The 21552-nt window shown below is 66.8% G+C and carries 18 protein-coding genes; 12 read left to right on the top strand and 6 right to left on the bottom strand.

Going from position 1 to position 21552, the window contains the following annotated elements; translation table 11 throughout:
• The first annotated feature begins 75 nt into the window (after positions 1-75).
• The 3 genes from rimM to rplS all read left to right on the top strand — a co-directional run bounded on the left by rimM (position 76) and on the right by rplS (position 1917).
• The gene (rimM, locus tag QMX79_RS13090; RefSeq protein ID WP_068850280.1) at positions 76-588 is read left to right on the top strand and encodes a ribosome maturation factor RimM; all 513 of its coding nucleotides are present in this window, start codon (positions 76-78) and stop codon (positions 586-588) included.
• A 3-nt stretch (positions 589-591) separates the two neighbouring features.
• Complete coding sequence (trmD, locus tag QMX79_RS13085) at positions 592-1335, top strand: tRNA (guanosine(37)-N1)-methyltransferase TrmD (RefSeq protein WP_282247132.1); 744 nt, start codon at positions 592-594, stop codon at positions 1333-1335.
• A 174-nt stretch (positions 1336-1509) separates the two neighbouring features.
• On the top strand, positions 1510-1917 hold the full coding sequence (rplS, locus tag QMX79_RS13080) for a 50S ribosomal protein L19 (protein ID WP_282247131.1): 408 nt from the start codon (positions 1510-1512) through the stop codon (positions 1915-1917).
• Between the two features lie 81 nt (positions 1918-1998).
• Here the strand turns inward: rplS and QMX79_RS13075 are convergent, their stop codons facing one another.
• Complete coding sequence (locus tag QMX79_RS13075; RefSeq protein WP_282247130.1) at positions 1999-3453, bottom strand: MATE family efflux transporter; 1455 nt, start codon at positions 3451-3453, stop codon at positions 1999-2001.
• A 64-nt stretch (positions 3454-3517) separates the two neighbouring features.
• Here QMX79_RS13075 and QMX79_RS13070 point away from each other — a divergent pair, with 64 nt between their 5' ends.
• Entirely contained in the window at positions 3518-3772 is a 255-nt protein-coding gene (locus QMX79_RS13070; protein WP_282247129.1) for a hypothetical protein, read from the top strand.
• A gap of 9 nt (positions 3773-3781) precedes the next feature.
• Complete coding sequence (locus QMX79_RS13065; RefSeq protein ID WP_282247128.1) at positions 3782-4192, top strand: S4 domain-containing protein; 411 nt, start codon at positions 3782-3784, stop codon at positions 4190-4192.
• A 34-nt stretch (positions 4193-4226) separates the two neighbouring features.
• On the opposite strand, the gene katG is transcribed toward QMX79_RS13065, so the two are convergent.
• The 4 genes from katG to QMX79_RS13045 all read right to left on the bottom strand — a co-directional run bounded on the left by katG (position 4227) and on the right by QMX79_RS13045 (position 10618).
• Positions 4227-6464, bottom strand: a complete 2238-nt coding sequence (gene katG / locus QMX79_RS13060) for a catalase/peroxidase HPI (RefSeq protein WP_282247127.1) — start codon at positions 6462-6464, stop codon at positions 4227-4229.
• Positions 6465-6640: 176 nt separating this feature from the next.
• Complete coding sequence (locus tag QMX79_RS13055) at positions 6641-7249, bottom strand: DUF937 domain-containing protein (protein WP_282247134.1); 609 nt, start codon at positions 7247-7249, stop codon at positions 6641-6643.
• Positions 7250-7413: 164 nt separating this feature from the next.
• Positions 7414-9969 carry a DNA mismatch repair protein MutS gene (gene mutS / locus QMX79_RS13050; protein WP_282247133.1) on the bottom strand — a complete coding sequence of 852 codons (2556 nt, stop codon included), beginning with the start codon at positions 9967-9969 and terminating at the stop codon, positions 7414-7416.
• A 244-nt stretch (positions 9970-10213) separates the two neighbouring features.
• Complete coding sequence (locus QMX79_RS13045) at positions 10214-10618, bottom strand: barstar family protein (protein ID WP_282247126.1); 405 nt, start codon at positions 10616-10618, stop codon at positions 10214-10216.
• Positions 10619-10790: 172 nt separating this feature from the next.
• On the opposite strand from QMX79_RS13045, the gene QMX79_RS13040 reads away from it, so the two are divergent.
• The 4 genes from QMX79_RS13040 (at position 10791) to QMX79_RS13025 (ending at position 16422) form a co-directional block, all read left to right on the top strand.
• Positions 10791-11978 carry an OsmC family protein gene (locus QMX79_RS13040; protein ID WP_282247125.1) on the top strand — a complete coding sequence of 396 codons (1188 nt, stop codon included), beginning with the start codon at positions 10791-10793 and terminating at the stop codon, positions 11976-11978.
• Entirely contained in the window at positions 11959-14949 is a 2991-nt protein-coding gene (locus QMX79_RS13035; RefSeq protein ID WP_282247124.1) for a TonB-dependent receptor, read from the top strand. The genes QMX79_RS13040 and QMX79_RS13035 overlap by 20 nt, the downstream gene beginning before the upstream one ends.
• A 5-nt stretch (positions 14950-14954) precedes the next feature.
• Positions 14955-15929 (top strand): DUF1684 domain-containing protein, encoded by a 975-nt coding sequence (locus tag QMX79_RS13030; RefSeq protein ID WP_282247123.1) that lies wholly within the window; start codon positions 14955-14957, stop codon positions 15927-15929.
• A gap of 175 nt (positions 15930-16104) precedes the next feature.
• Positions 16105-16422, top strand: coding sequence for a glycine zipper 2TM domain-containing protein (locus tag QMX79_RS13025; protein WP_246233628.1), 318 nt, complete (start codon positions 16105-16107; stop codon positions 16420-16422).
• Positions 16423-16487: 65 nt separating this feature from the next.
• Here the strand turns inward: QMX79_RS13025 and fabR are convergent, their stop codons facing one another.
• The gene (gene fabR / locus QMX79_RS13020) at positions 16488-17153 is read right to left on the bottom strand and encodes an HTH-type transcriptional repressor FabR (protein WP_068850302.1); all 666 of its coding nucleotides are present in this window, start codon (positions 17151-17153) and stop codon (positions 16488-16490) included.
• A gap of 93 nt (positions 17154-17246) precedes the next feature.
• Between fabR and QMX79_RS13015 the strand changes: the two genes are divergently transcribed.
• The 3 genes from QMX79_RS13015 (at position 17247) to QMX79_RS13005 (ending at position 21480) form a co-directional block, all read left to right on the top strand.
• Positions 17247-18320 (top strand): ferredoxin reductase, encoded by a 1074-nt coding sequence (locus QMX79_RS13015; RefSeq protein WP_282247122.1) that lies wholly within the window; start codon positions 17247-17249, stop codon positions 18318-18320.
• Between the two features lie 2 nt (positions 18321-18322).
• Complete coding sequence (locus QMX79_RS13010) at positions 18323-19444, top strand: acyl-CoA desaturase (protein WP_282247121.1); 1122 nt, start codon at positions 18323-18325, stop codon at positions 19442-19444.
• A gap of 101 nt (positions 19445-19545) precedes the next feature.
• Positions 19546-21480, top strand: coding sequence for an oleate hydratase (locus QMX79_RS13005; RefSeq protein ID WP_282247120.1), 1935 nt, complete (start codon positions 19546-19548; stop codon positions 21478-21480).
• Positions 21481-21552 lie beyond the last annotated feature (72 nt).

Raw genomic sequence — 21552 nt, 5'->3', positions numbered from 1 at the left:
TAAGCCACCAAGGCCCCGGCCGCTGCGGCCTTATCCTGAAGGGCCGCGCGTGGCGCGGCCCGTCGGCATATACAGATGAAAGATACCGAGCGCCGCATCCTGCTGGGCAGGATTGTCGGCGCTTTTGGTGTGCGAGGCGAGATAAAGCTCGAGTCCTGGACCGAGCCGCGTACCGCCATCTTCAACTATCAGCCCTGGATCCTGCGCTCGCCCGCCGGCCAGGAGAGCACCCTCAAGGGCGCGCGCGGACGTCAGTCCGGCAAGCACCTGGTAGCGGTGTTTCCCGATATCACCGACCGCGATGTGGTCGAGTCGATGTACGGAACCGAAGTCTATGTAGCACGCAGCGCACTGCCGCCGCCGAAGGCCGACGAGTATTACTGGGTCGACCTGGAAGGCCTGCAGGTGCGTACCGTTGATGGTGTCGAACTGGGCCGGGTATCGCACCTGTTCTCGACCGGCTCCAACGACGTGGTGGTGGTGCAGGGCGACCGCGAGCGGATGATTCCGTTCGTGCAGCCGGACTTCGTGAAATCGGTGGATTTCGAGGCCAACCTGGTCATCGTTGATTGGGACCCGGAGTTCTGACCGGTGCGCATTGACGTCATCACGTTGTTCCCGGAATTCATGGCGCAGTCGGCCGCGCTGGGCGTGGTCGGCCGTGCGGCCGAACGCGGCCTGCTGGACCTGCATGGCTGGAATCCGCGTGACTACGCCGAGGGCAACTACCGCCGGGTGGACGACCGTCCGTTCGGCGGTGGCCCGGGCATGGTGATGCTGATCGAGCCGCTGCGCGCCTGCCTGGCGGCGGCCAAGGCGGCCGACCCCGCGCCGGCCCCGGTGATCTACCTGAGCCCGCAGGGCAAGCCGCTGACCCAGGCCAAGGTCCGGGAACTGGCGGCACTGCCGCGCATGATCCTGCTGTGCGGGCGCTATGAAGGCGTGGACGAGCGCTTCCTGGCGGCCGAGGTCACCGAGGAAATCTCGATTGGCGATTACGTCCTGTCCGGCGGCGAGCTGGGCGCGGCGGTGATCGTGGATGCCGTTACCCGGCTGCAGGAAGGCGCCTTGAACGACGCCGAATCTGCCGCCCAGGACAGTTTCGAAGGCCCGCAGGGGCTGCTGGACTGCCCGCATTTCAGCCAGCCGGCACAACATGAATGGGGCAATGTCCCGGACGTGCTGCGCTCGGGCAACCACGCGGCCATCGCCCGCTGGCGCCGCCAGCAGTCGCTGCTGCGGACCTGGCTGCGCCGCCCGGACCTGCTTGACGAGGCCAGCCTGTCCAAGGCCGACCGGATCCTGCTGGACCAGGCCAAGGCCGAACTGCCGTAAGCCTGGCCGGGGTGGTAACCGCCCCCAGATGTGGTTAGAATTGCGGATTCCCATCAGGCCTTTCACGCCTGACGGTGGAAACCCTACAAAAAACGTGCAGCACAGTCCGGTGACTGCATGAGCCTACGTTGTCGAAATGACACGCCCACCCGAACGAACACAATCGGTGCACCCATGAGCAAGCTGAACAAATCCATCCTCTCGGACTTCGAATCCGCCCAGATCACCCGCGAGCTGCCGAAGTTCAGCCAGGGCGACACCATTGTCGTGAACGTGAAGGTGAAGGAAGGCAACCGCGAGCGCGTCCAGGCGTACGAAGGCGTCGTGATCGGCACCAAGAACGCCGGCCTGAACTCCGCGTTCACCGTCCGCAAGATCTCGCACGGCTACGGCGTCGAGCGCGTTTTCCAGACCCACAGCGCCATCATCGACTCGGTCGAAGTGAAGCGTCGCGGTAAGGTCCGCTCCGGCAAGCTGTACTATCTGCGTGGCCTGGAAGGCAAGGCTGCCCGCATCAAGGAAGATCTGGCTGCCGCAGCGCAGGCCAAGGTCGCGCGCCTGGCTGCCAAGGCTGCCCAGTAATACCGGCGTGGGGTACCGACCAACGGTCGGTTCCTACCCCAACAGACGGCCACCTTCGGGTGGCCGTTTGCGTTTCCGGCATTACGATGCCGGTCGCGGGTCCGGATCGGCAACAGGCGAGGGCGGCGATGCGGGAATCTCCGCCGGCGCGGCCATTTCCTCGCGGTGGCTCGGCAACATGCGCGCCTTGCGCCAGCCGCCCCAGCGGTAATACGCCAGCGACATCAGCATCGCGCAGAACGAACTTACCGGGAAACTCCACCACACCGCATCGGCACCCAGGCGGTCCTGCAGGAGTTCGGCAAACGGCACGCGGATGCCCCACAGCGAAACGGCCAGGATCAGCAGCGGCGGAATCACCGCACCGGTGGAGCGCACTACGCCGGAGATGACGAAGTTCACGCCGAAGAACAGGAACGACCACACCGCGATGTGGTTGAGATGGCGCGCCACGTCCAGCGCTTCGCTGCCGGTGGGCAGGAACAGCGCCAGCGAGTAACGGTCCAGCAGGATCAGCGGCAGGATCAGCACGCCGGTCAGCAGGAAGTTGTACAGCACGCCGCTGCGCGCGGTACCGCGCACCCGCGACCAGTTGCCCGCGCCCACGTTCTGCGCCGCCATCGACGAACACGCCGCACCGATCGCCATCGCCGGCATCTGCACATACGTCCACAGCTGCAGCGACGCACCATAGGCCGCGGCGGTATCGGTGCCGTAGCTGTTGACCATGGTCATCATCATGATCATCGACAGCGAAATCAGCACCATCTGCAGGCCCATCGGCACGCCCTTGACCACCAGCGCACGCAGGATCTCGGTGTCGATCTTGAACAGCCGCATGTCCTTGCGGCCCAGCCACAGCACATGGCGCTTGTTGCGCATGTACCAGAGCAGGCCGATCAGCGACAGCGTCTGCGCGATCAGCGTGGCCCACGCCGCACCGGCAATGCCCAGCTTCGGGAACGGCCCGATGCCGAAGATCAGCAGCGGGTTGAAGCCGATATCCAGCACCACCGAGAGCAGCAGGAAGCGGAACGGCGTGCGTGAATCGCCGACGCCGCGCAGTGCCGAACTGAGGAAGGCGAAGGCATACAGCGTGGGCATGGCCAGGAAGATGATGCGCAGGTAGGCCTCGGCCAGCGGCAGTGACGCGGCCGGCGTGCCCATCGCCGCCAGCAGCGGGTGCGACAGCCACCAGCCAGCGATGGCGATCACCACCGACAGGCCGATGAAGAAGGTGGCACTGGTGCCCATCACCCGCCGCGCCTGCGGGATGTCCTTGGCGCCCATCGCCTGGCCGATCAGGATGGTGGCGGCCATGCCGATGCCGAACACCGAACCAATCAGGAAGAACATGATGTTGTTGGCGTTCGCGGTGGCAGTCAGCGCCGCCTCGCCCAGGAAACGGCCCACCCACACCGCATTCACCGAGCCGTTCAACGACTGGGCGATGTTGCCCGCCAGGATCGGCAGGGCGAACAGGAACAGATTGCGCCCGATCGGGCCGGTAGTCAGGTCAAGCGGCGCTTTGGCCATGTGCTCTGGAGATCAAGCCCGGAGAGCGGCACACTAGCACCAACCCCGTAACCGGGATATCGCGATGCGTACACCTGACCGGTTCATCCCCGCACTCGCGGCACTCTTGATTGCCGCGCTGCTGCCCGCATGTTCGTCTACAGACGACCGCCTGCGCGATGCGCAGGTACGGCCGATGGACCGACCGGAATGCCAGGTCGGCAGCCAGCGCCGCGATCTGGATGCGGGGGTACCCGTGCTGATCGGTGGCACCGGGTGCCGTGGCAACCCCTCGGCGCCGCAACCGCTGAACCGACGACCGGCAGAGCCGGGGAGCTGAACCACCCGCATGACCGAAGCAACTACGCTGGTGCCCGCCGCCGTGCGGCTGGATGTGTGGCTGTGGGCCGCACGCTTCTTCAAGACCCGCAGCCTGGCCAAGCAGGCGGTGGAAACAGGCAAGGTGGACGTGGCCGGGCAGCGCCCGAAATCCTCGCGCGCGGTGCGCGTGGGCGAGCAGCTGCAGATCAGCCGCGGCGACGAAGTCTATGACGTGCAGGTGCGCGGCTTGAGCGACCTGCGTGGCCCGGCGCCGGTGGCGCAGCAGCTGTACGAAGAGAGCGAGGCCTCCCGCGCGCGGCGGGCCGAACTGCGTGCGCAGCGCGCGGCGGCGAAGAATGGCTACCAGCCGCCGGAGCACCGCCCCGACAAACGCGCGCGGCGGTTGATCCGCGCGCTGGGCGATATCGACGCCATTTGAATCAGGAAAGGCGCCCCGAAGGGCGCCTTTCGCATCACCGGTGCAGGTCGTACCGGTCCAGCTCCATCACCCGTGCCCAAGCGGCGACGAAGTCCTGCACGAACTTCTTCTCGCCGTCGGCGCTGGCATACACCTCGGCCACTGCACGCAGCACCGAGTTGGAGCCGAACACCAGGTCAGCCCGGCTGCCGGTCCAGCGCTTGCCGCCGCCGTTGCGGCTGCTGCCTTCGTAGCCATCGCCGCTGGCCTTCCACTGCGTGCCCATGTCCAGCAGGTTGACGAAGAAGTCGTTGCTCAGCGTGCCCGGGCGTTCGGTCAGCACGCCTTGGGTGTTGCCGTCCACGTTCGCACCCAGCACGCGCAGGCCGCCCACCAGTGCGGTCAGCTCCGGCCCGGTCAGGGTCAGCAGCTGCGCCTTGTCGATCAGCAGCGCCTCGGCCGGCACGCTGTAGCGGCCCTTCACGTAGTTGCGGAAACCATCGGCATACGGCTCCAGCACCGCGAAGGATTCCACGTCGGTCTGTTCCTGGCTCGCATCGGTACGGCCGGCATTGAACGGCACGCTGACGTCATGGCCGCCGGCCTTGGCCGCCTGCTCCACGCCGACATTGCCGGCCAGCACGATCAGGTCGGCCAGTGACACCTGCGCGCCGCCATCGCCCTTGAAGCCGGCCTGGATCTTCTCCAGCGCCGCCAGCACCTTGGCCAGCTGCCTAGGCTGGTTCACCGCCCAGTCCTTCTGCGGGGCCAGGCGGATGCGTGCGCCGTTGGCGCCGCCGCGCTTGTCCGAACCACGGAAGGTGGATGCCGAGGCCCATGCAGTGGAGACCAGCTCCGCCACGCTCAACCCGGCCGCCGCGATCTGCTGCTTCAGTGCGGCCACGTCACCCGCGCTGATCTGCGCCTTCGGTGCTTCCGGCACCGGGTCCTGCCAGATGAAGGTTTCGGCCGGCACTTCCGGGCCCAGGTAGCGGGCACGCGGGCCCATGTCGCGATGGGTCAGCTTGAACCATGCCCGTGCGAAGGCATCGGCAAACGCCTGCGGGTCTTCGAGGAAGCGGCGCGAGATCTTCTCGTAGGCCGGATCCAGCCGCAGCGACAGATCGGTGGTGAGCATGGTCGGGCGGTGCTTCTTCGACGGGTCGTGCGCGTCGGGAATCACTGCCTCGGCATTCTTGGCCACCCACTGGTGGGCGCCGGCCGGGCTCTTGGTCAGTTCCCATTCGTTGCCGAACAGGATCTGGAAGAAGTCGTGGCTCCACTGCGCCGGGGTGCGCGTCCAGGTCACTTCCAGGCCGCTGGTGATGGTGTCGCCACCCTTGCCGCTGCGGAACTTGTTGGCCCACCCCAAGCCCTGGTGTTCGAGGCCGGCCGCTTCGGGTTCCACGTCCACGTTGTCGGCCGGGCCGGCGCCGTGGGTCTTGCCGAAGCTGTGGCCGCCGGCGATCAGTGCCACGGTTTCCTCGTCATCCATGGCCATGCGGCCGAAGGTGTCGCGGATGTCGATGGCGGCCTTGATCGGGTCCGGGTTGCCATCCGGGCCTTCGGGGTTCACGTAGATCAGGCCCATCTGCACGGCGGCCAGCGGGTTTTCCAAGTTGCGCGAGTGGATGTCACCGTCGGCATCGTCATCGGACACCAGCACGCCATGGTCTTCGACCACGCCTTCGGAGCCGTGCGCGTAGCGCACATCGCCACCCAGCCAGGTGGTTTCGCGGCCCCAGTACACGTCCTGGTCCGGTTCCCAGGTATCGGGGCGGCCGCCGGCAAAGCCGAGCGTCTTGAAGCCCATCGATTCCAGCGCGACGTTGCCGGTGAGGATCAGCAGGTCGGCCCAGGAAATGGCCTGGCCGTACTTCTGCTTGATCGGCCACAGCAGGCGGCGCGCCTTGTCCAGGCTGACGTTGTCCGGCCAGCTGTTGAGCGGGGCGAAGCGCTGCTGGCCGCGGCCGCCGCCACCGCGGCCGTCACCGATGCGGTAGGTGCCGGCGCTGTGCCAGGCCATGCGGATGAACAGGCCGCCGTAGTGGCCGAAGTCGGCCGGCCACCACTCCTGCGAATCGGTCATCAGCGCGGTGAGGTCGGCCTTGAGGGCGGCGTAGTCGAGCTTGGAAAACGCCTGGGCGTAATCGAAGTCAGCGGCCAGCGGGTGCGAGCGCGAGGAGTGCTGGTTGAGCAGGTCCACGCGGAGCTGGTTGGGCCACCAGTCGCGGTTGGTCGTGGCATCGCCGACAAGGGCGTGGTTGAACGGGCACTTCGCTTCGCTTTTCATGGGTAGTTACCTGTGGACTGGCGAATGTGGAATGGGCCCCGCGGAAGGACGCGAGGGCAGCCCAACTACCCTATGCGCCGTTCGGCGGTTGGTAAATTCAATTGAACTAACCAAAGTGATAGGCACGGACTATTGAAAGGTCGCCGGCCATGCAAGGCCGACGACCGACAGGCTGATCAGCGCTTGCTGAGAATGCCCATGACATCGCTGAGGCCGAACTGGCCGTCGCCATCCTGGTCGAACGCGTTGAGCAGGCCGCCAATGCCGCCGGCAGCTGCCGGTGGCGCTTCGGCGCCGAGCGCCTGGCCGAGCTCGTTGGCATTGCCCTGCTGGGCGAACCGCTGGGCCAGGAACGACATGACAATGGGCGCCAGGATTGCCAGCAGCTGGCCGGCGCGGCCACTGTCGAGGCCGGTCTTGTTGCCCAGCACCTGGGCCGCCTGATTGGTCTGGCCGCCAAAGACGTGGCCGAGGATGCCAGCGCCGTTGGTGGCGGCACCTCCGCCGCCGCCCCCGAGCACGGCCCCCAGGATTCCACCGAGGTCGAAACCGCCGCCGCCGCTCCCGCTGCCGAGATGATCTTTCTGGAGCGCATTGAGCAGCGACTGCGCGCCCTGCGGCTGGCTGGCGTTGCTGCCGAGCGCGCCCATCAACAGGGGCAGGGCGGCGCTGACCGCCTGGGTGGCCTGGTTCTGGTCCAGGCCGAGCTGCTGGGAGACCTGTTGGACGCCAGTGCCCTGCAACTGCGAGAAAAGGGATGCGGTGAGCGAGTTCGTATTCACGATCGACTCCTTCGACCCGGGATGGGACCGGCGGAGCATAACGCCGCGTGCACGAAGGGAATGCGAAGGCTTCACGCGGCCGGGCAACCAACCGCCCGACCAACGGTGGGCGCTATCGCACTGGACGGGCGCGGTAGGTCACGACCGTTGGTCGTGACCGCGCTGGCCTATACCAGCGCCTTCAGCCGGTACAGCGCCTCCAGCGCCTGCTTCGGGGTCAGCTCATCCGGGTCGATCGCCGCCAGCGCCTCCTGTGCCTTGCTGGAAGGCGCGGTGAACAGCCCGAACTGCTGCGGTGCATCCAGCGCCTGCGGGGCCATGGTGGCGGCCACGGTCTCGCCGCCGCGCTGCTCCAGCTCGGCCAGCCGGCGCCGGGCCTGGGCCACGGTGGCACGGGGCAGGCCAGCCAGTGCGGCCACCTGCAGGCCGAAGCTGCGGTTGGCCGGGCCATCCTTCACCGCGTGCATGAACACCAGCGCCTCGCCGTGCTCCACCGCGTCCAGGTGCACGTTGGCAATGCCGCTGATGCCGCCTTGGTGCTGCTCGTCGGCCAGCGCGGTGAGCTCGAAGTAGTGGGTGGCAAACAGCGTGTAGCAACGGTTCTCGTAAGCGAGGTGGCGGGCCACCGCATCTGCCAGTGCCAGGCCGTCGTACGTGGAGGTGCCGCGGCCGATCTCGTCCATCAACACCAGCGACTGCGCGGTGGCGTGGTGCAGGATGTAGCTGGTTTCGCTCATCTCGACCATGAAGGTCGACTGCCCGCGTGCCAGGTCATCGCCGGCGCCGATGCGGGTCAGGATGCGGTCGATCGGGCCGATCACCGCGCGGCTGGCCGGCACGAAGCTGCCGATGTGGGCCAGCAGCACGATCAGCGCGTTCTGGCGCATGTAGGTGGATTTACCGCCCATGTTCGGGCCGGTGATGACCAGCATGCGGCGGTCGGCGTGCAGGTCCAGGTCGTTGGGTTCGAACGGCTGCTCGCGCACCGCTTCCACCACCGGGTGGCGGCCGCGCTCGATGCGCAGGCACGGGGCGGTGTCCAGTTCCGGGCGCGCCCAGTCCAGCGCCTGCGCGCGTTCGGCGAAGCCGGCCAGCACGTCCAGTTCGCTGAGCGCGGCGGCACACTGCTTGAGCGGTTCCAGTTCGCCGGCCAGCGTATCGAGCAGCTGTTCGTACAGCAGTTTTTCGCGCGACAGCGAACGTTCGCGCGCCGACAGCACCTTGTCTTCGAACGACTTCAGTTCTTCGGTGATGTAGCGCTCGGCATTGGTCAGGGTCTGGCGGCGGGTGTAATGCACCGGCGCCTTTTCGCTCTGGCCCTTGCTGATTTCGATGTAGTAGCCATGCACGCGGTTGTAGCCGACCTTCAGCGTGGCGATGCCGCTGCTGGCGCGTTCGCGCTGCTCCAGGTCGATCAGGAACTGGTCGGCATGGGTGGACAGGCGGCGCAGCTCGTCCAGCTCGGCGTCATGGCCTTCCGCGATCACACCACCGTCGCTCAGCTTCATGGGCGGGGCAGGGGCGATGGCCGAGGCCAGCAGGTGCGCGCATTCGTCATGCGAGCCCAAGGCCTCGCGCAGGGCGACCAGGCGCGGCGAATCCAGCGGCGCCAGCACCGCACGCACCTCCGGCAGCAGGCCCAGGCCATCGCGCAGCGTGGAGAAATCGCGCGGGCGCGCCGAACGCAGCGCCACGCGGGTGAGGATGCGTTCGAGGTCGCCCAGCGCACGGAAGGCCTCGCGCACGTCACTGTCGGCGCCACGATCAATCAACGTGGCCACCGCATCGTGGCGCTGCACCAGCACCTCGCGCAGGCGCAGCGGACGGTGCAGCCAGCGGCGCAGCAGGCGCCCACCCATGGGAGTGACGGTGGTATCGAGCACGCCCAGCAGCGTGTTGCGGGTATCGCCGTCCACGCGCGTGTCCAGCTCGAGATGGCGGCGGGTGGCCGCGTTCATCGCGATCGCCTCGCTCGCCGTTTCGGTGGAAATGGAGGTCAGGTGCGGCAGGCGCTGCTTCTGGGTTTCTTCGACATAGCCGAGCAGTGCGCCGGCCGCGGCGGTGGCGCGCGGCTTGTCGTCGATGCCGAAGCCGGTCAGGTCATGCAGCTTGAAGAAGGCCAGCAGCTGGCGGCGGCCGCTGTCGGCATCGAACAGCCACGGCGCACGGCGGCGGATGCCGCTGCGGTGCTTGAGGAATTCGGGCCAGTTCTCTTCATCCGGCACCAGCAGCTCGGCCGGCTCCAGGCGGGCCAGCTCGGCTTCCAGCGCGTCGTCGGAATCGACCTCGTTGACCAGGAAGCGGCCGCCGGCCAGGTCGGCCCAGGCCAGCCCATAGCCGTTCTTGCCGCGCGAGAGCGCCATCAGCAGGGTATCGCGGCGCTCATCCAGCAGCGCCTCGTCGGTGACGGTGCCGGGGGTGACGATGCGCACCACCTTGCGCTCGACCAGGCCCTTGGCCAGCGCCGGGTCGCCGATCTGCTCGCAGATGGCCACCGACTCGCCCAGCGCCACCAGCCGTGCCAGGTAGCCCTCGTAGGCATGCACCGGTACCCCGGCCATCGGGATCGGCGCGCCACCGGAGCTGCCGCGCTGGGTCAGGGTGATATCCAGCAGCCGCGCCGCCTTGCGGGCGTCGTCGTAGAACAGCTCGTAGAAGTCGCCCATGCGGAAGAACAGCAGCAGGTCCGGGTAGCCGGACTTGGCGGCAAAGAACTGCTTCATCAGCGGGGTGTGTTCGGCGGGCTTCTGGGTCACGCGGGGTCCATCGGGGCAGGCGGGCCGGAAAGGCCGGGTGGACCATTGTAGTGGAGGTCGCCCTGATGGGAGCGCGCGCCAGAAGCGACGATAAGCAGGGTGTGGCGCGCAAAACCCGACGCGCAGACGAAAAAAAACCCGGGGCCCGTCACTCACGTAATGCGTGTGAGGAGGGGAGCTGATCCGGGTGTGTGCATGCAGTGTAACCGAGTCACCTCTGCAACACGGTGATGCGGGGATGGGCGGAGAAGATATCCATGACGATCTGGAAGTAAATCTGGCCTTTTCCAGCGTCCAGCGCCTGCAATTGGGCGACGATGACAGGGCTGTTGAACCTGTCGTTTCCGTCCAGCTTGGCCTTCAGCCATACGCAGGTAGTTTCCTCGCCCAGCGCGCTGCGGGCGTGCTCGATGTCCTGCCAGATCAACGTCGCGTTCTCGTGCCCGGCCAACACGCCATAACCGCCGTACAACATGTCATCCAGCGCATCCAGGCTATGCCCGAGCTGCCAATCCTCGTCGGCCATGAAGACCCGGTTGATCTCGGCGTAGAAACTGGGGATGTCACTTACTGCGCTGCCTTGCAGCACCAGTACCAGTGGATCGGTGGTGGTCATTCAGTCCTGACCCTCTATGCCTGGTCCGCACGAACTCTAGCAGTGGACCCCATCCGTCGAATCGCGGCGGCGTGGGCATGTATATGGGAATTGCCAACGGTTATTTAAATGCGGCGATGCGACATGAAAGAGTGGGCTTCTATTCACGAACCACTCTGGAGGCCGTTCTCCCATGTCCATCGCACGCTGCACGACGCCGTTCAAGGTAATCGGCACCACCGCACTGTCCGCCATGCTCCTGCTGGCCCCGCTGGTCTCCTCGGCCGAGGACCAGGCCTCGCCGCTGCGCACCTACCTGGCCGCCAAGCGCGAGGCCATCCAGGCCCAGTCGGCCAAGCCCGGCACGCCCACCGCGATCCATGCCAAGGTCACTGCCGAAAGCCGGTCCGGCGTACGCCGCCTGCGCATCGGTCCGACCGGCGAATTCCAGTACATCAGCGACAGCGGCCGCAACTACGCCGGCTACAACCTGGGCGCCGGCTCCTGGGATTCGCTGGTGGGGACGCTGGCCAGCTCGGTGGCCGACGAATACATCGTGCAGGCGGCGGTGCAGGGCGTGCCGCTGGATGGCCTGGACGTGGTGTTCACCAGCATCCCGGAGAGGAAGAGCGAGACCCTTGCCTACCCCAACAACCTTTCCTATGTGGCCTACATCGATTCGCCGGCCACCGACGCGCAGCTGCAGGCGCTCAAGCGTGCGGTGCATGAGAATTCCTCGGCCATCGACCTGGTCACCCGTCCGCAGCAGGTCAGCCATGCCGATGTGGAATACATCCACAGCGCGGCCGAGCGCGACCCCAAGCTGCCGCCGGGCCTGCGTGACTTCATCACCGAGGAGAAGCGCCCGGCGGTGCTCGCCAGGCAGGTGAAGCCGGGCGCCAAGGCCAAGCCGGCCGAGCCGGAAACCCTGGTCGCGCGCGCCCACGTCGAGCCGCGTACCGGCCTGCGTCGGGTGTTCCTGGGCAAGGACGGTTATCACCAGCAGCTGCATGACAGCGCGCCCGGTCTGCTCGGCTATGGCCTGGCCCCGACGGTGGAAGAGCACCTGCTCGGCGTGACCGGTACCTGCCTGACCCACATCTTCGAAGTGCAGGCCGCCTCGCGCAACGTGCTGCTGGATTCGCTGGAGCTGACCGTCGATGGCAATGTCAGCCCGCGTTTCGGCAGCAACGTGCGCTCGCCGGCGCGGTACAGCGACATCCGGTACAAGGTGCGGATTGAATCGCCGGCCTCGGAACAGGAGATCGATGCGCTGCGCCAGTCGGTCGAGGCGACCTGCCCGCTGTACAACCTGGTGAAGGACGAGCAGAAGCTGGAAGGCAGCATCGTGCGAGGCGCATATGCGGAAGCCACGCGCTAAGCGCAGTCATCTGGCGCTGGCCCTGTGCACGCTGCTTGCGCCGGCCGGTGAGGCAGCGGAGGCCGCGGAGCCTGTGGAGACTGCAGAGGAGGCCGCTGCGTCGGCGTCGCAGTCACAGGGTTCCAACGCCCGCACGCTGGACAAGGTCTCGGTCCTCGGCTCGCAGATCGCCGGCGGCGGCGCGCAGGCGGCACTGCCGGTGGTGGCGGTGGATCGCGAGCAGATCGATGCCACCCTGGCCACCAACGGCAACGAGCTGTTCCGCAGCCTGCCGCAGTTTGGTGATGTGGCCATTACGGAAAAGGGCACCACCAACGCCGGCCGGAACTCCAACGTCGCACGCGGCGACGTGGGCTCCATCAACCTGCGCAACCTGGGCTCGAAGTACACGCTGCTGCTGGTCAATGGCCGCCGCACCGTGCAGCACCCGATCAGCAACAGCGGCGATGACACCACCTACAACGCCAACGCCATTCCGGTCTTCGGCCTGGAGCGGGTGAACCTGCTGCTGGACGGCGCGGCCTCCATCTACGGCTCCGATGCGGTGGCCGGCGTGGTCGACCTGGTGATGCCGAGCAACCTGGCAGATGGCGGCGGCGTTCGCCTGAACTACGGTAAGGTGGCCGATGGCCACCGCGAAGAGGTGTCGCTGGACGGGTACTTCGGCAGCGACTTCAGCGAGGGGCGCGGCAATCTCTCAGTGCTGTATGGCTTCTCCAGGCGGACCTCGCAGCTCAATTCCGATGCCTGGTTCACTGCCACCGACGGCCGCCGCCCACTGGGTGATGGCACCAGTGTGCCGGACCCGAACGGAACCACCGGCTTCAGCACCCGAACCCCGTGGGGGCATTTCGATACCTATACCGGAAGCCGCCGCACGGGCAGCTGGTACGTCAATCCCACCACGGGTGCGTTGACCTCGGGCACGGTGCCCACGCGCTATCACTACGATTCGGCGGCCGAGCCGGGCATCACCACGTCACCGGCCATCCGCAAGGGCAACGTGTTTGCCACGGGACGCTTCGACGTCAACGACAGCGTGCAGCTGTTCGGTGAGCTGGGCTATTACCGTGCCACTTCCGAATCGTGGGTGAGCAGCGAGTCGGGCTTTGGCGGTGATGGCTTCCTGCTGCATATCCGCCCGGACGCGTACTGGGTTCCGCAAGCGCTGCGCGGTGCCGATGCGATCCGGCTGCTCAACTACCAGTTCGCCGATTCGGGCATCCGCCGGGTGAAGGTGGACAACGACCAGTCGCGGGTGCTGCTGGGCGTGCGTGGCTGGACCGAGGGCGGCTGGAACTGGGAAACCGCGCTGCTGTACTCACGCGCGCGCAGCACCGATACCCAGCAGGGCGGGCTGACCGATGCCTTCATCGAAGCGGTGAACCGCACCGACGCCAGTGCCTACAACCCGTTCAGCGGCGGCGACCCCGCCAGCATCCGGGTAGGGGATGCCACGCCCTACGACACCTCGTCATTCATCGGCGAGGCCACCCGCGAAGGCACCACGGAACTGGCGCTGTGGGACTTCAAGGTGAACCGCTCCGACCTGCTGACCTGGTACGCCGGCGACATCGGCATGGCGGCGGGCGTGGAGTACCGCTATGAAAGCCGCCGGGATGACCGCGACGAGAACATCGATGGCAGCAACCCCTACACCGACTGGTACACCGGCACGGTCGCGGCCAGCAACTTCTTCACCCACAGCCCGCGGCCGGATGTGCGCGGCAGCCGCAACGTCAAATCGGCGCTGATCGAATTCGCCGTGCCGCTGGTGTCTCCGGCGCAGGGCATTCCGCTGGTGCAGTCGCTGGACCTGCAGATTGCCGGCCGCTGGGAGGATTACAGCGACGCCGGCAAGGTGGGCAAGCCGAAACTGGCGGCGGCCTGGAAGGTGAATGACAGCGTGCTGTTGCGCGGCTCGGTAAGCGGCGGCTTCCGTGCACCGGGGTTGGAGCTGGTGAATTCGCCGCCGACCTATGGCTTTGGCTTCAACAACGATGCGGTCCGCTGCCATGCGCTGGTCACCAAGGGCGCGCAGCCCGATTACACCGCCTGCTTGAATGCCTTCAGCAGCGGTTCGTCGGTAAAACCGTCGGTGAGCTCGGTGACGTCATACGGCGACGACGTCAAACCGGAAACCACCCGTCAATCCTCGTGGGGTGTGGTGTTCGAGCCGCAGTTCCTGCCCGAAGGGCTGGGGGCGATCAGCCTGAGCGCGGATGCCTGGCGGGTAAAGGTGGAGAACCCCATCAGCACCATGGGCGAGGAACTGCTGTATGACGCCTACCTGCGCGTGGTGGAAGGCAGCAGCAACCCGAACGTGGTGCGGGCGGAGGTGACGGCGGAGGATATCGCGCAGTTCGAAGGCTCCGGCCTGGCACCGGCGGGCGTGGTGACGCACATCTACAACCGCTACCAGAATCGCCGGCCGCTCACCGCGTCGGGCGTGGACTACAACCTCGGCTGGCGCCTGCCGGAAACGTCGTGGGGCACCTTCTCGCTGCTGATCAGTGCCAGCCAGCTCAAGGAGTACACCCAGCAGAAACCGGCCGAGATACAGCAGGTGGCCGCGGCCATCGCCAGCGGGCAGCTGAACATCCTCGTGCCCGATTTGGGGGCGGCCAACGAGGTGGGCATCAACGGCGCCAAGCCGGAATGGCGGGCCAGTGCCACGTTGATCTGGAACCTGCAGGACTGGACGGTGCGCCTGCGCGACGACTACATCGACAGCGTGACGGCCGGCGCTTACTCGGACCGTACTCCGTTCGTGGTCGGGTCCACGCAACGCTGGGCGCTGTCGGTGAAGAAAGAGTTCACCCGCGGGCGGCTGAGTGGAACCGCGGTGGAAGTGGGCGCGCGGAACCTATTCGACAAGGAGCCACCGCTGAGCGCCACCGGCAGCTACCTGAGCGCGCTGCACGAATCCTACGGGCGTTACCTCCACCTCGGCATCTCCAAGAACTGGTGAACACCATGAAGACGCACGCATTCGTTTCCCTGTTCGTGGTCACCCTGCTCGCGGCCGCGTGCAGTCCACAGGACAAGGCCACAGGAGTGCCGACCGCATCCGCGGCCGCAGCCGCCGCGCTGGATTTCCAGGACGAACACACGCAGTGGGTACGTCAACGCAGCGCGGACCTGAGCAAGCCGGACGGCTGGACCAGCCTGATCGGGCTGCACTGGATCGAAGCAGGCAAGCGCAGCGTGGGAGGGGGCGCGGACAATGCGATCCGCCTGTCCATCGCGCCGGATCGATTGGGCGAGGTGGAGCAGCGCGCCGATGGCCTGTACTTCCAGGTCGCCGCCGGGGTGCCGGTGACCGTTGACGGCAAGCCGGTACAGGGCGAGGTGCGCCTGGATCCAGAAGGGGCGGGCGGTGGTACCAAGCTGGCCTATGACGAGGGCAGGGGCCAGATCACCGCGATCAAGCGCGGTCAGCGCCTTGCCCTGCGCGTGCGCCACGCCGATGCACCGGCACGGCGGGACTTCGCGGGCCTGGATTTCTTCCCAGCCGATGAAGCCTGGCGCGTGCAGGCACGGTTCGTGCCGCACCCGGCCGGCAGGTCGCTTCCCATCGTCAACGTGCTCGGCGAGGTCGCCGACAACCCCAACCCGGGCTATGTGGTGTTCGAGAAAGAAGGGCATGAGTGGCGGCTGGAAGCGCTGGGCGACCCGGCCAAAGGCCTGAACCTGATGTTCCAGGACCAGACCACGGGCCGGCTCACCTACGGGGTGGGGCGCTACCTGCGCACCGACCCGGTCGCGCCGGACGGCACGGTGGTGGTGGACTTCAACCGTGCGCACAACCCGCCCTGCGCGTACACGGAATTCGCCACCTGCCCGCTGCCGCCGCCGGAGAACCGCCTGGCCCTGCAGGATGGCAGCGGCGAACGCACGCGGCTGGCGGTGCTGGCAGGGGAGAAGAAGTATGCGGGGGGCAACCACTAACATTCCCGACGACGCGCCAATGGCTGCCGGCTGAACAGCGCGTGCGGCGTTGACGCGACATCCACGGCTTTTCACAGGGGGTTCCCAACGCCGCGCAGACACTGGAACTACGTCATGAAGCGAGGAGCCAACCATGAATCTCTCTACCCGAAACGTGCTGTGTGCAGCCGCCCTGATGGCATCGGTGTTCAGCGCCAGCGCCCAGACCTACGGGCCGAAGGACGAAGGGCGCCGCTTCAACGATGGCACCAAGGTGGTCTGCAAGAACGTTGAAGTGCAGCGCAACAGCAAGGATCCCAATCGCATTGCCGGTACTGCCACCGGTGCGGTGGTGGGTGGCCTGCTGGGCAACCAGGTGGGCGGCGGCAGTGGCAAGAAGATCGCTACCGTGGCGGGCGCCGTAGCGGGCGGGGCGGCCGGGCGCCAGATCCAGGGCAACTCGCAGAGCAAGAACGGCGACCGCGTGGTGGAGCGCCAGTGCTATCGCCGCTGAGGCGAACGCGCGACAAGCGCGCTGAGTAAAACGAAAGGGCTGGCCATGCGCCGGCCCTTTTTTCTTTAACGCGTCGGCGGATACCCGGCAATCGTGCGCGCCCCGGTGATGATCATGCGCAGCATCTGCGCGGTCTGTTCGATCATCTCCGGGTCGCGCTCGGGCGGCTGGTCCAGCGCGGTACCGCCCATGGCGAACACCAGCCGGGTGATCGCCTTGGCCACCAGGTGCGGCTCATGCAGCAGCGCGCCGTTGTCGGCGTGCGCCAGCCGGATCAGGTCGACGCAGAGCTCTTCTTCGAAGTAATTCAGTTCGCGCTCGACGGCTTGCTTGAACGCATCCGAGCCGGCGCTGCCTTCGCGCAGCAGCACGTGTAGCAGACGGTCGTCGGCGCGCAGCTGTTCGAAAAACGTTTCCACGGACAGGCGAATGACACTGCGGTCCGACGATGCCGCGCGCTGCCGTGACTCACCGATGATGGTGCGCAGCGAGCGGCCGGCCAGGTCGATCAGGGCCACGGTCAGCTCGTCCATGTCGCGGAACTGGCGGTAGAACGAGTTCGGGGCGATGCCGGCTTCGCGGGCGACCTCGCGCAGACTCAGGGTCGACACGCTGCGGTGCGGGCCGATCAGGGTCAGGGCGGCAGCCAGCAGGTCCTCGCGTGAAATCGAGGCTTTGCGGGCCGGCAGGGCGTCGTCGTGGACGGTCAGGTGCGAATCGGGCGGGGTCATCCAGAGGCCAGACGGTCAAGTCCCCGAATCATAGCCGGTCTGGGCAATATACAGCTGTATACACACCTGTATGCTCGGTCGTATAGTGGCGTCATGAGCGCACTCCCTCGTCCCGCCGCCCGCCGTTCGTCCCTCTCGCCCCGCCAATGGGTGTCCGAGGAGCTTTTCGACTTCTGGGCCGGCCGGGTGCATCCGCTGTGGACCCTGCGCCGCGCGCGGGCACGGCTGGTGTCGCGCACTGCGGCCAGCGCAGACGCGGTCACCCTGGTCCTGCGCCCGAACCGGCATTTCCGTGGCGTGGCCCCGGGCCAGCACGTGAACCTGGGCGTGGAAGTGGACGGCCGCCGCCTGTCGCGCAGCTACAGCCCGACCCTGCTGGATGACGGCTGCCTGGCGATCACCGTCAAGGCGGTCGCGGGTGGCAAGGTCAGCCAGCACCTGGCGCAGCACGCCCAGGTGGGCGAGGTGTTCGAGCTGGGCCAGGCGTTCGGAGAGATGACCCTGGCGGCAACGCCTGCGGCGCGGGTGCTGCTGCTGGCCGCTGGCAGCGGCATCACCCCGATGCGCGCGCTGGTGCGCCAGATGGAGACCGCCGGCATGCCGGTACAGGTGGACCTGGTGTACTGGGCGCAGCAGCGCGAAGCGGTGTGCTTTGCCGACGAGCTGGCCGATATCGCCGCCCGCCATCCCGGTTTCCGCGTGCACCTGGCGCTGACCCGCGATCCGGCCGCGCCGGCCGCGCGCGTGGGCGACTACGATTTCAGCGGGTTGGGCGACCTGTCCTGCGCGCAGGTGATGGCCTGCGGCCCGGGCGGTTTCGTCGAGGCCGCGAACGCACGCCTGCAGGGACGCGTGGCCACGCTGCAGTCCGAAGCCTTCACCCCGCCGGTGCTGCCCGATGCGGAGACCGGAACGGTACGCGTCGAGCTGCGCCGCAGCGGCCGCACCCTGGAACTTCCGCGCGGTACTTCGCTGCTGCAGGCGCTGGAAGCCGAAGGGCTGCGCCCGGCCAGCGGCTGCCGCATGGGCATCTGCAATACCTGCGTGTGCGGCAAGGCCAGTGGCGTGACCCGCCACACCCTGACCGGCGAATACGCGGCCGAACCGGCTACGCAAGTGAAGCTGTGCGTGAACAGCGCCAGCACCGACCTGATCCTGGAGCTCTGAGCATGCCTGCCGTGCAGAACCGCGTGTTGTCCGCCGCCGAACTGGAAGCGTTCGGCAATGAACTCGATGCCGTGCGTGCGCGCCACCTGGAAACGCTGGGCACGGCCGATGCGCGCTATATCCGCCGCGTGGTTGCCGGCGTGCGCTGGACCGGCGTGGCCGGCCGCGCGCTGCTGTTCCTGGGCGCATTCGTGCACAGCGTGCTGATTCCGGCCTGGATTGCTGGCGTTGCGCTGCTGGCGGTGTCCAAGATCCTGGAAAACATGGAGCTGGCGCACAACGTCATCCACGGCCAGTACGACTGGATGGGTGACCCGCAGCTGCAGGGCAGCACCTACGAATGGGACATCGTCGGCACCGCCGACAACTGGCGCAAGACCCACAACTTCCGCCACCACACCTATACCAACGTGCGCGGGCTGGATGACGACATCGGCTATGGCCTGCTGCGGATCTTCCCCGAACAGCGCTGGCGCCCGTTCTACCTGACCCAGCCGGTGGTGGCGGTGGTGTTCGCGCTGCTGTTCGAATGGGGCATCGCCATCCAGGACCTGCGCGTGGGCCGCTGGTTCGCCGGCAAGATCACCTTCCGCCAGCTGCTGTCGCAGGCGCGCCCGGTCGGGCGCAAGATGGGCAAGCAGATGTTCAAGGACTACCTGCTGTTCCCGGCGCTGGCCGGCCCGTTCTTCCTGCCGGTGCTGCTGGGCAACGTGGTGGCCAACCTGATCCGCAACGTGTGGACCTACGTGGTGATCTTCTGCGGCCACTTCACCGCCGATGCGGAAACCTTCCCGAAGGAATGCGTGCGCGATGAAACCCGTGGCCACTGGTACCTGCGCCAGCTGCGCGGCTCGTCCAACATCGCCGGCGGCAAGGTCATGAACCTGATGACCGGCAACCTCAGCCACCAGATCGAGCACCACTTCTTCCCCGATGTGCCGGCCAACCGCTACGCGGCGATTGCGGTGGACGTGAAGGACATCTGCGCACGCTACGGCCAGCACTACAACAACGGCTCGCTGCCGAAGCAGTTCGGCCAGGTGATGTGGCGCATCGTGCGCCACGCCTTCCCCAGCCGCCCGGCGCGGGTGAAGCCGCTGGTCACCGCCGAACAGGGCGCATGACGGCACACCGCCTGGATTGACCCGGATCAACCGCCTTCACGGGTGGGGTGGGTACCATCGCTGGAGCAGCGAAGGTCCCATCCCCACGAAGGAGTGTTGATATGGAAAAAGAACCTGATGCCACGGCCGGCTACTGGTCCAACCAGCCGCTGAATACGCTGCCCCCGCCCGATACGATGGGCGCCTACATGCGCAACCGCCCGCTGGCCCCGGAAGGCATCGCCCCGCGCAAGGCGTGGATCATCGGCACCGGCATCGCCGGACTGGCCGCCGCCTTCTACCTGATCCGCGATGGCGGCATGCCTGCGGCCAACATCACCCTGATCGACAGCCTGGATATCGAAGGCGGCTCGCTGGATGGTGCAGGCAACCCGGAGCTGGGCTACCTGATCCGCGGCGGCCGCGAGATGAACTGGAATTACGACAACTTCTGGGACATGTTCCAGGACGTGCCGGCGCTGGAACTGCCCGAGGGCTACAGCGTGCTGGACGAATACCGGTTGGTGAACGATGCCGACCCGAACTATTCCAAGGCCCGGCTGATGCACCAGCAGGGGAAGATCAAGGACTTCTCCAGCTTCGGGTTGAGCAAGCCGCAGCAGTGGGAGCTGGTGAAGCTGCTGCTCAAGCGCAAGGAAGACCTGGATGATGTGACCATCGAGGACTACTTTAGCGAGGGCTTCCTGCAGAGCAACTTCTGGTTCTTCTGGCGTTCGATGTTCGCGTTCGAGAACTGGCAGAGCCTGCTGGAAATGAAGCTGTACATGCATCGCTTCCTGGATGCGCTGGATGGCTTCAACGACATGTCCGCGCTGGTGTTCCCCAAGTACAACCAGTACGAAAGCTTCGTGAAGCCGCTGGTGAACATGCTGCGCGGGCAGGGCGTGCAGGTCACCTTCGGCACGCGCGTGGTGGACATGGAGATGCGCGTCGATGGCGGATCACGCACCGTTACCGGGCTGCGCTGCCGCGTGGGTGGCGAGGACACGCTGCTGCCGGTGGCCGAGGGTGACCTGGTGTTCGCGCTGACCGGCTCGATCACCGAAGGTACCGCCTACGGCGACCTGGATACGGCGCCGGCACTGAAGCGCGGGCCCAGCACCCCGGGCGAAGACAGCGACTGGACGCTGTGGCGCAACCTGGCCGCGCAGTCGCCGATCTTCGGCAAGCCGGAGAAGTTCTACAGCGACGTGGACGGCTCGATGTGGGAATCGGCCACGCTGACCTGCCGCCCGTCACCGCTGACCGACAAGATCCGCGAACTGTCGGTGAATGATCCCTATTCGGGGAAGACCGCTACCGGCGGGGTGATCACTTTCACGGACTCCAACTGGGTGCTGAGCTTCACCGTGAACCGCCAGCCGCACTTCATCGGCCAGCCTGGCGACGTGCTGGTGGTGTGGGTGTACGCGCTGCTGATGGACCAGGACGGCAACCACGTGGCCAAGCCGATGCCGGCGTGTACCGGTCGCGAGATCCTGGCCGAGCTGTGCTACCACCTGGGCATCGTCGACCAGATCGACGCGATTGCGGCCAACACCAAGGTGCGCACCGCGCTGATGCCGTACATCACCGCGCAGTTCATGCCGCGCGCGGCCGGCGATCGCCCGCACGTGGTGCCCAAGGGCTGCACCAACCTGGGCCTGCTCGGCCAGTTCGTGGAAACCCGCAACGATGTGGTGTTCACCATGGAAAGCTCGGTGCGTACCGCGCGGGTGGCGGTGTACACCCTGCTGGGCCTGGCCAAGCAGGTGCCCGACCTGAGCCCGGTGCAGTACGACGTGCGCAACCTGATCCGGGCCGCACGTGCGCTCAACAACAACGAGCCGTTCCCCGGCGAGCGGCTGCTGCACCGGGTGCTGGACAAGACCTACTTCGCGCACATCCTGCCGCCGTTGCCGGACAACCAGCGCAACCTCGGCACCGTGCTGGAGGACGAAGCGTCCTGGCTGGTAGGCAAGGGCAGCAGTGCCCTGAAGGACCTGCACGGCCGGCTGGAAACGCTGCGCGAGAACCTGGCCAAGCGCGGTAAGTAAGCGCCTCGGCTGACCGGCCTGCGAAGGCCGGTCAGTCTTCCAGGCCCATCTTTACTTCGGCCCGCGGCCCCC

This window comes from Stenotrophomonas sp. PS02300, from assembly GCF_029959395.1.
Taxonomy (GTDB): Bacteria; Pseudomonadota; Gammaproteobacteria; order Xanthomonadales; family Xanthomonadaceae; genus Stenotrophomonas; species Stenotrophomonas maltophilia_AD.
The sequence above is the reverse complement of the archived record's forward strand: the minus strand, read 5'-3'. Positions and strand labels throughout refer to the sequence as shown.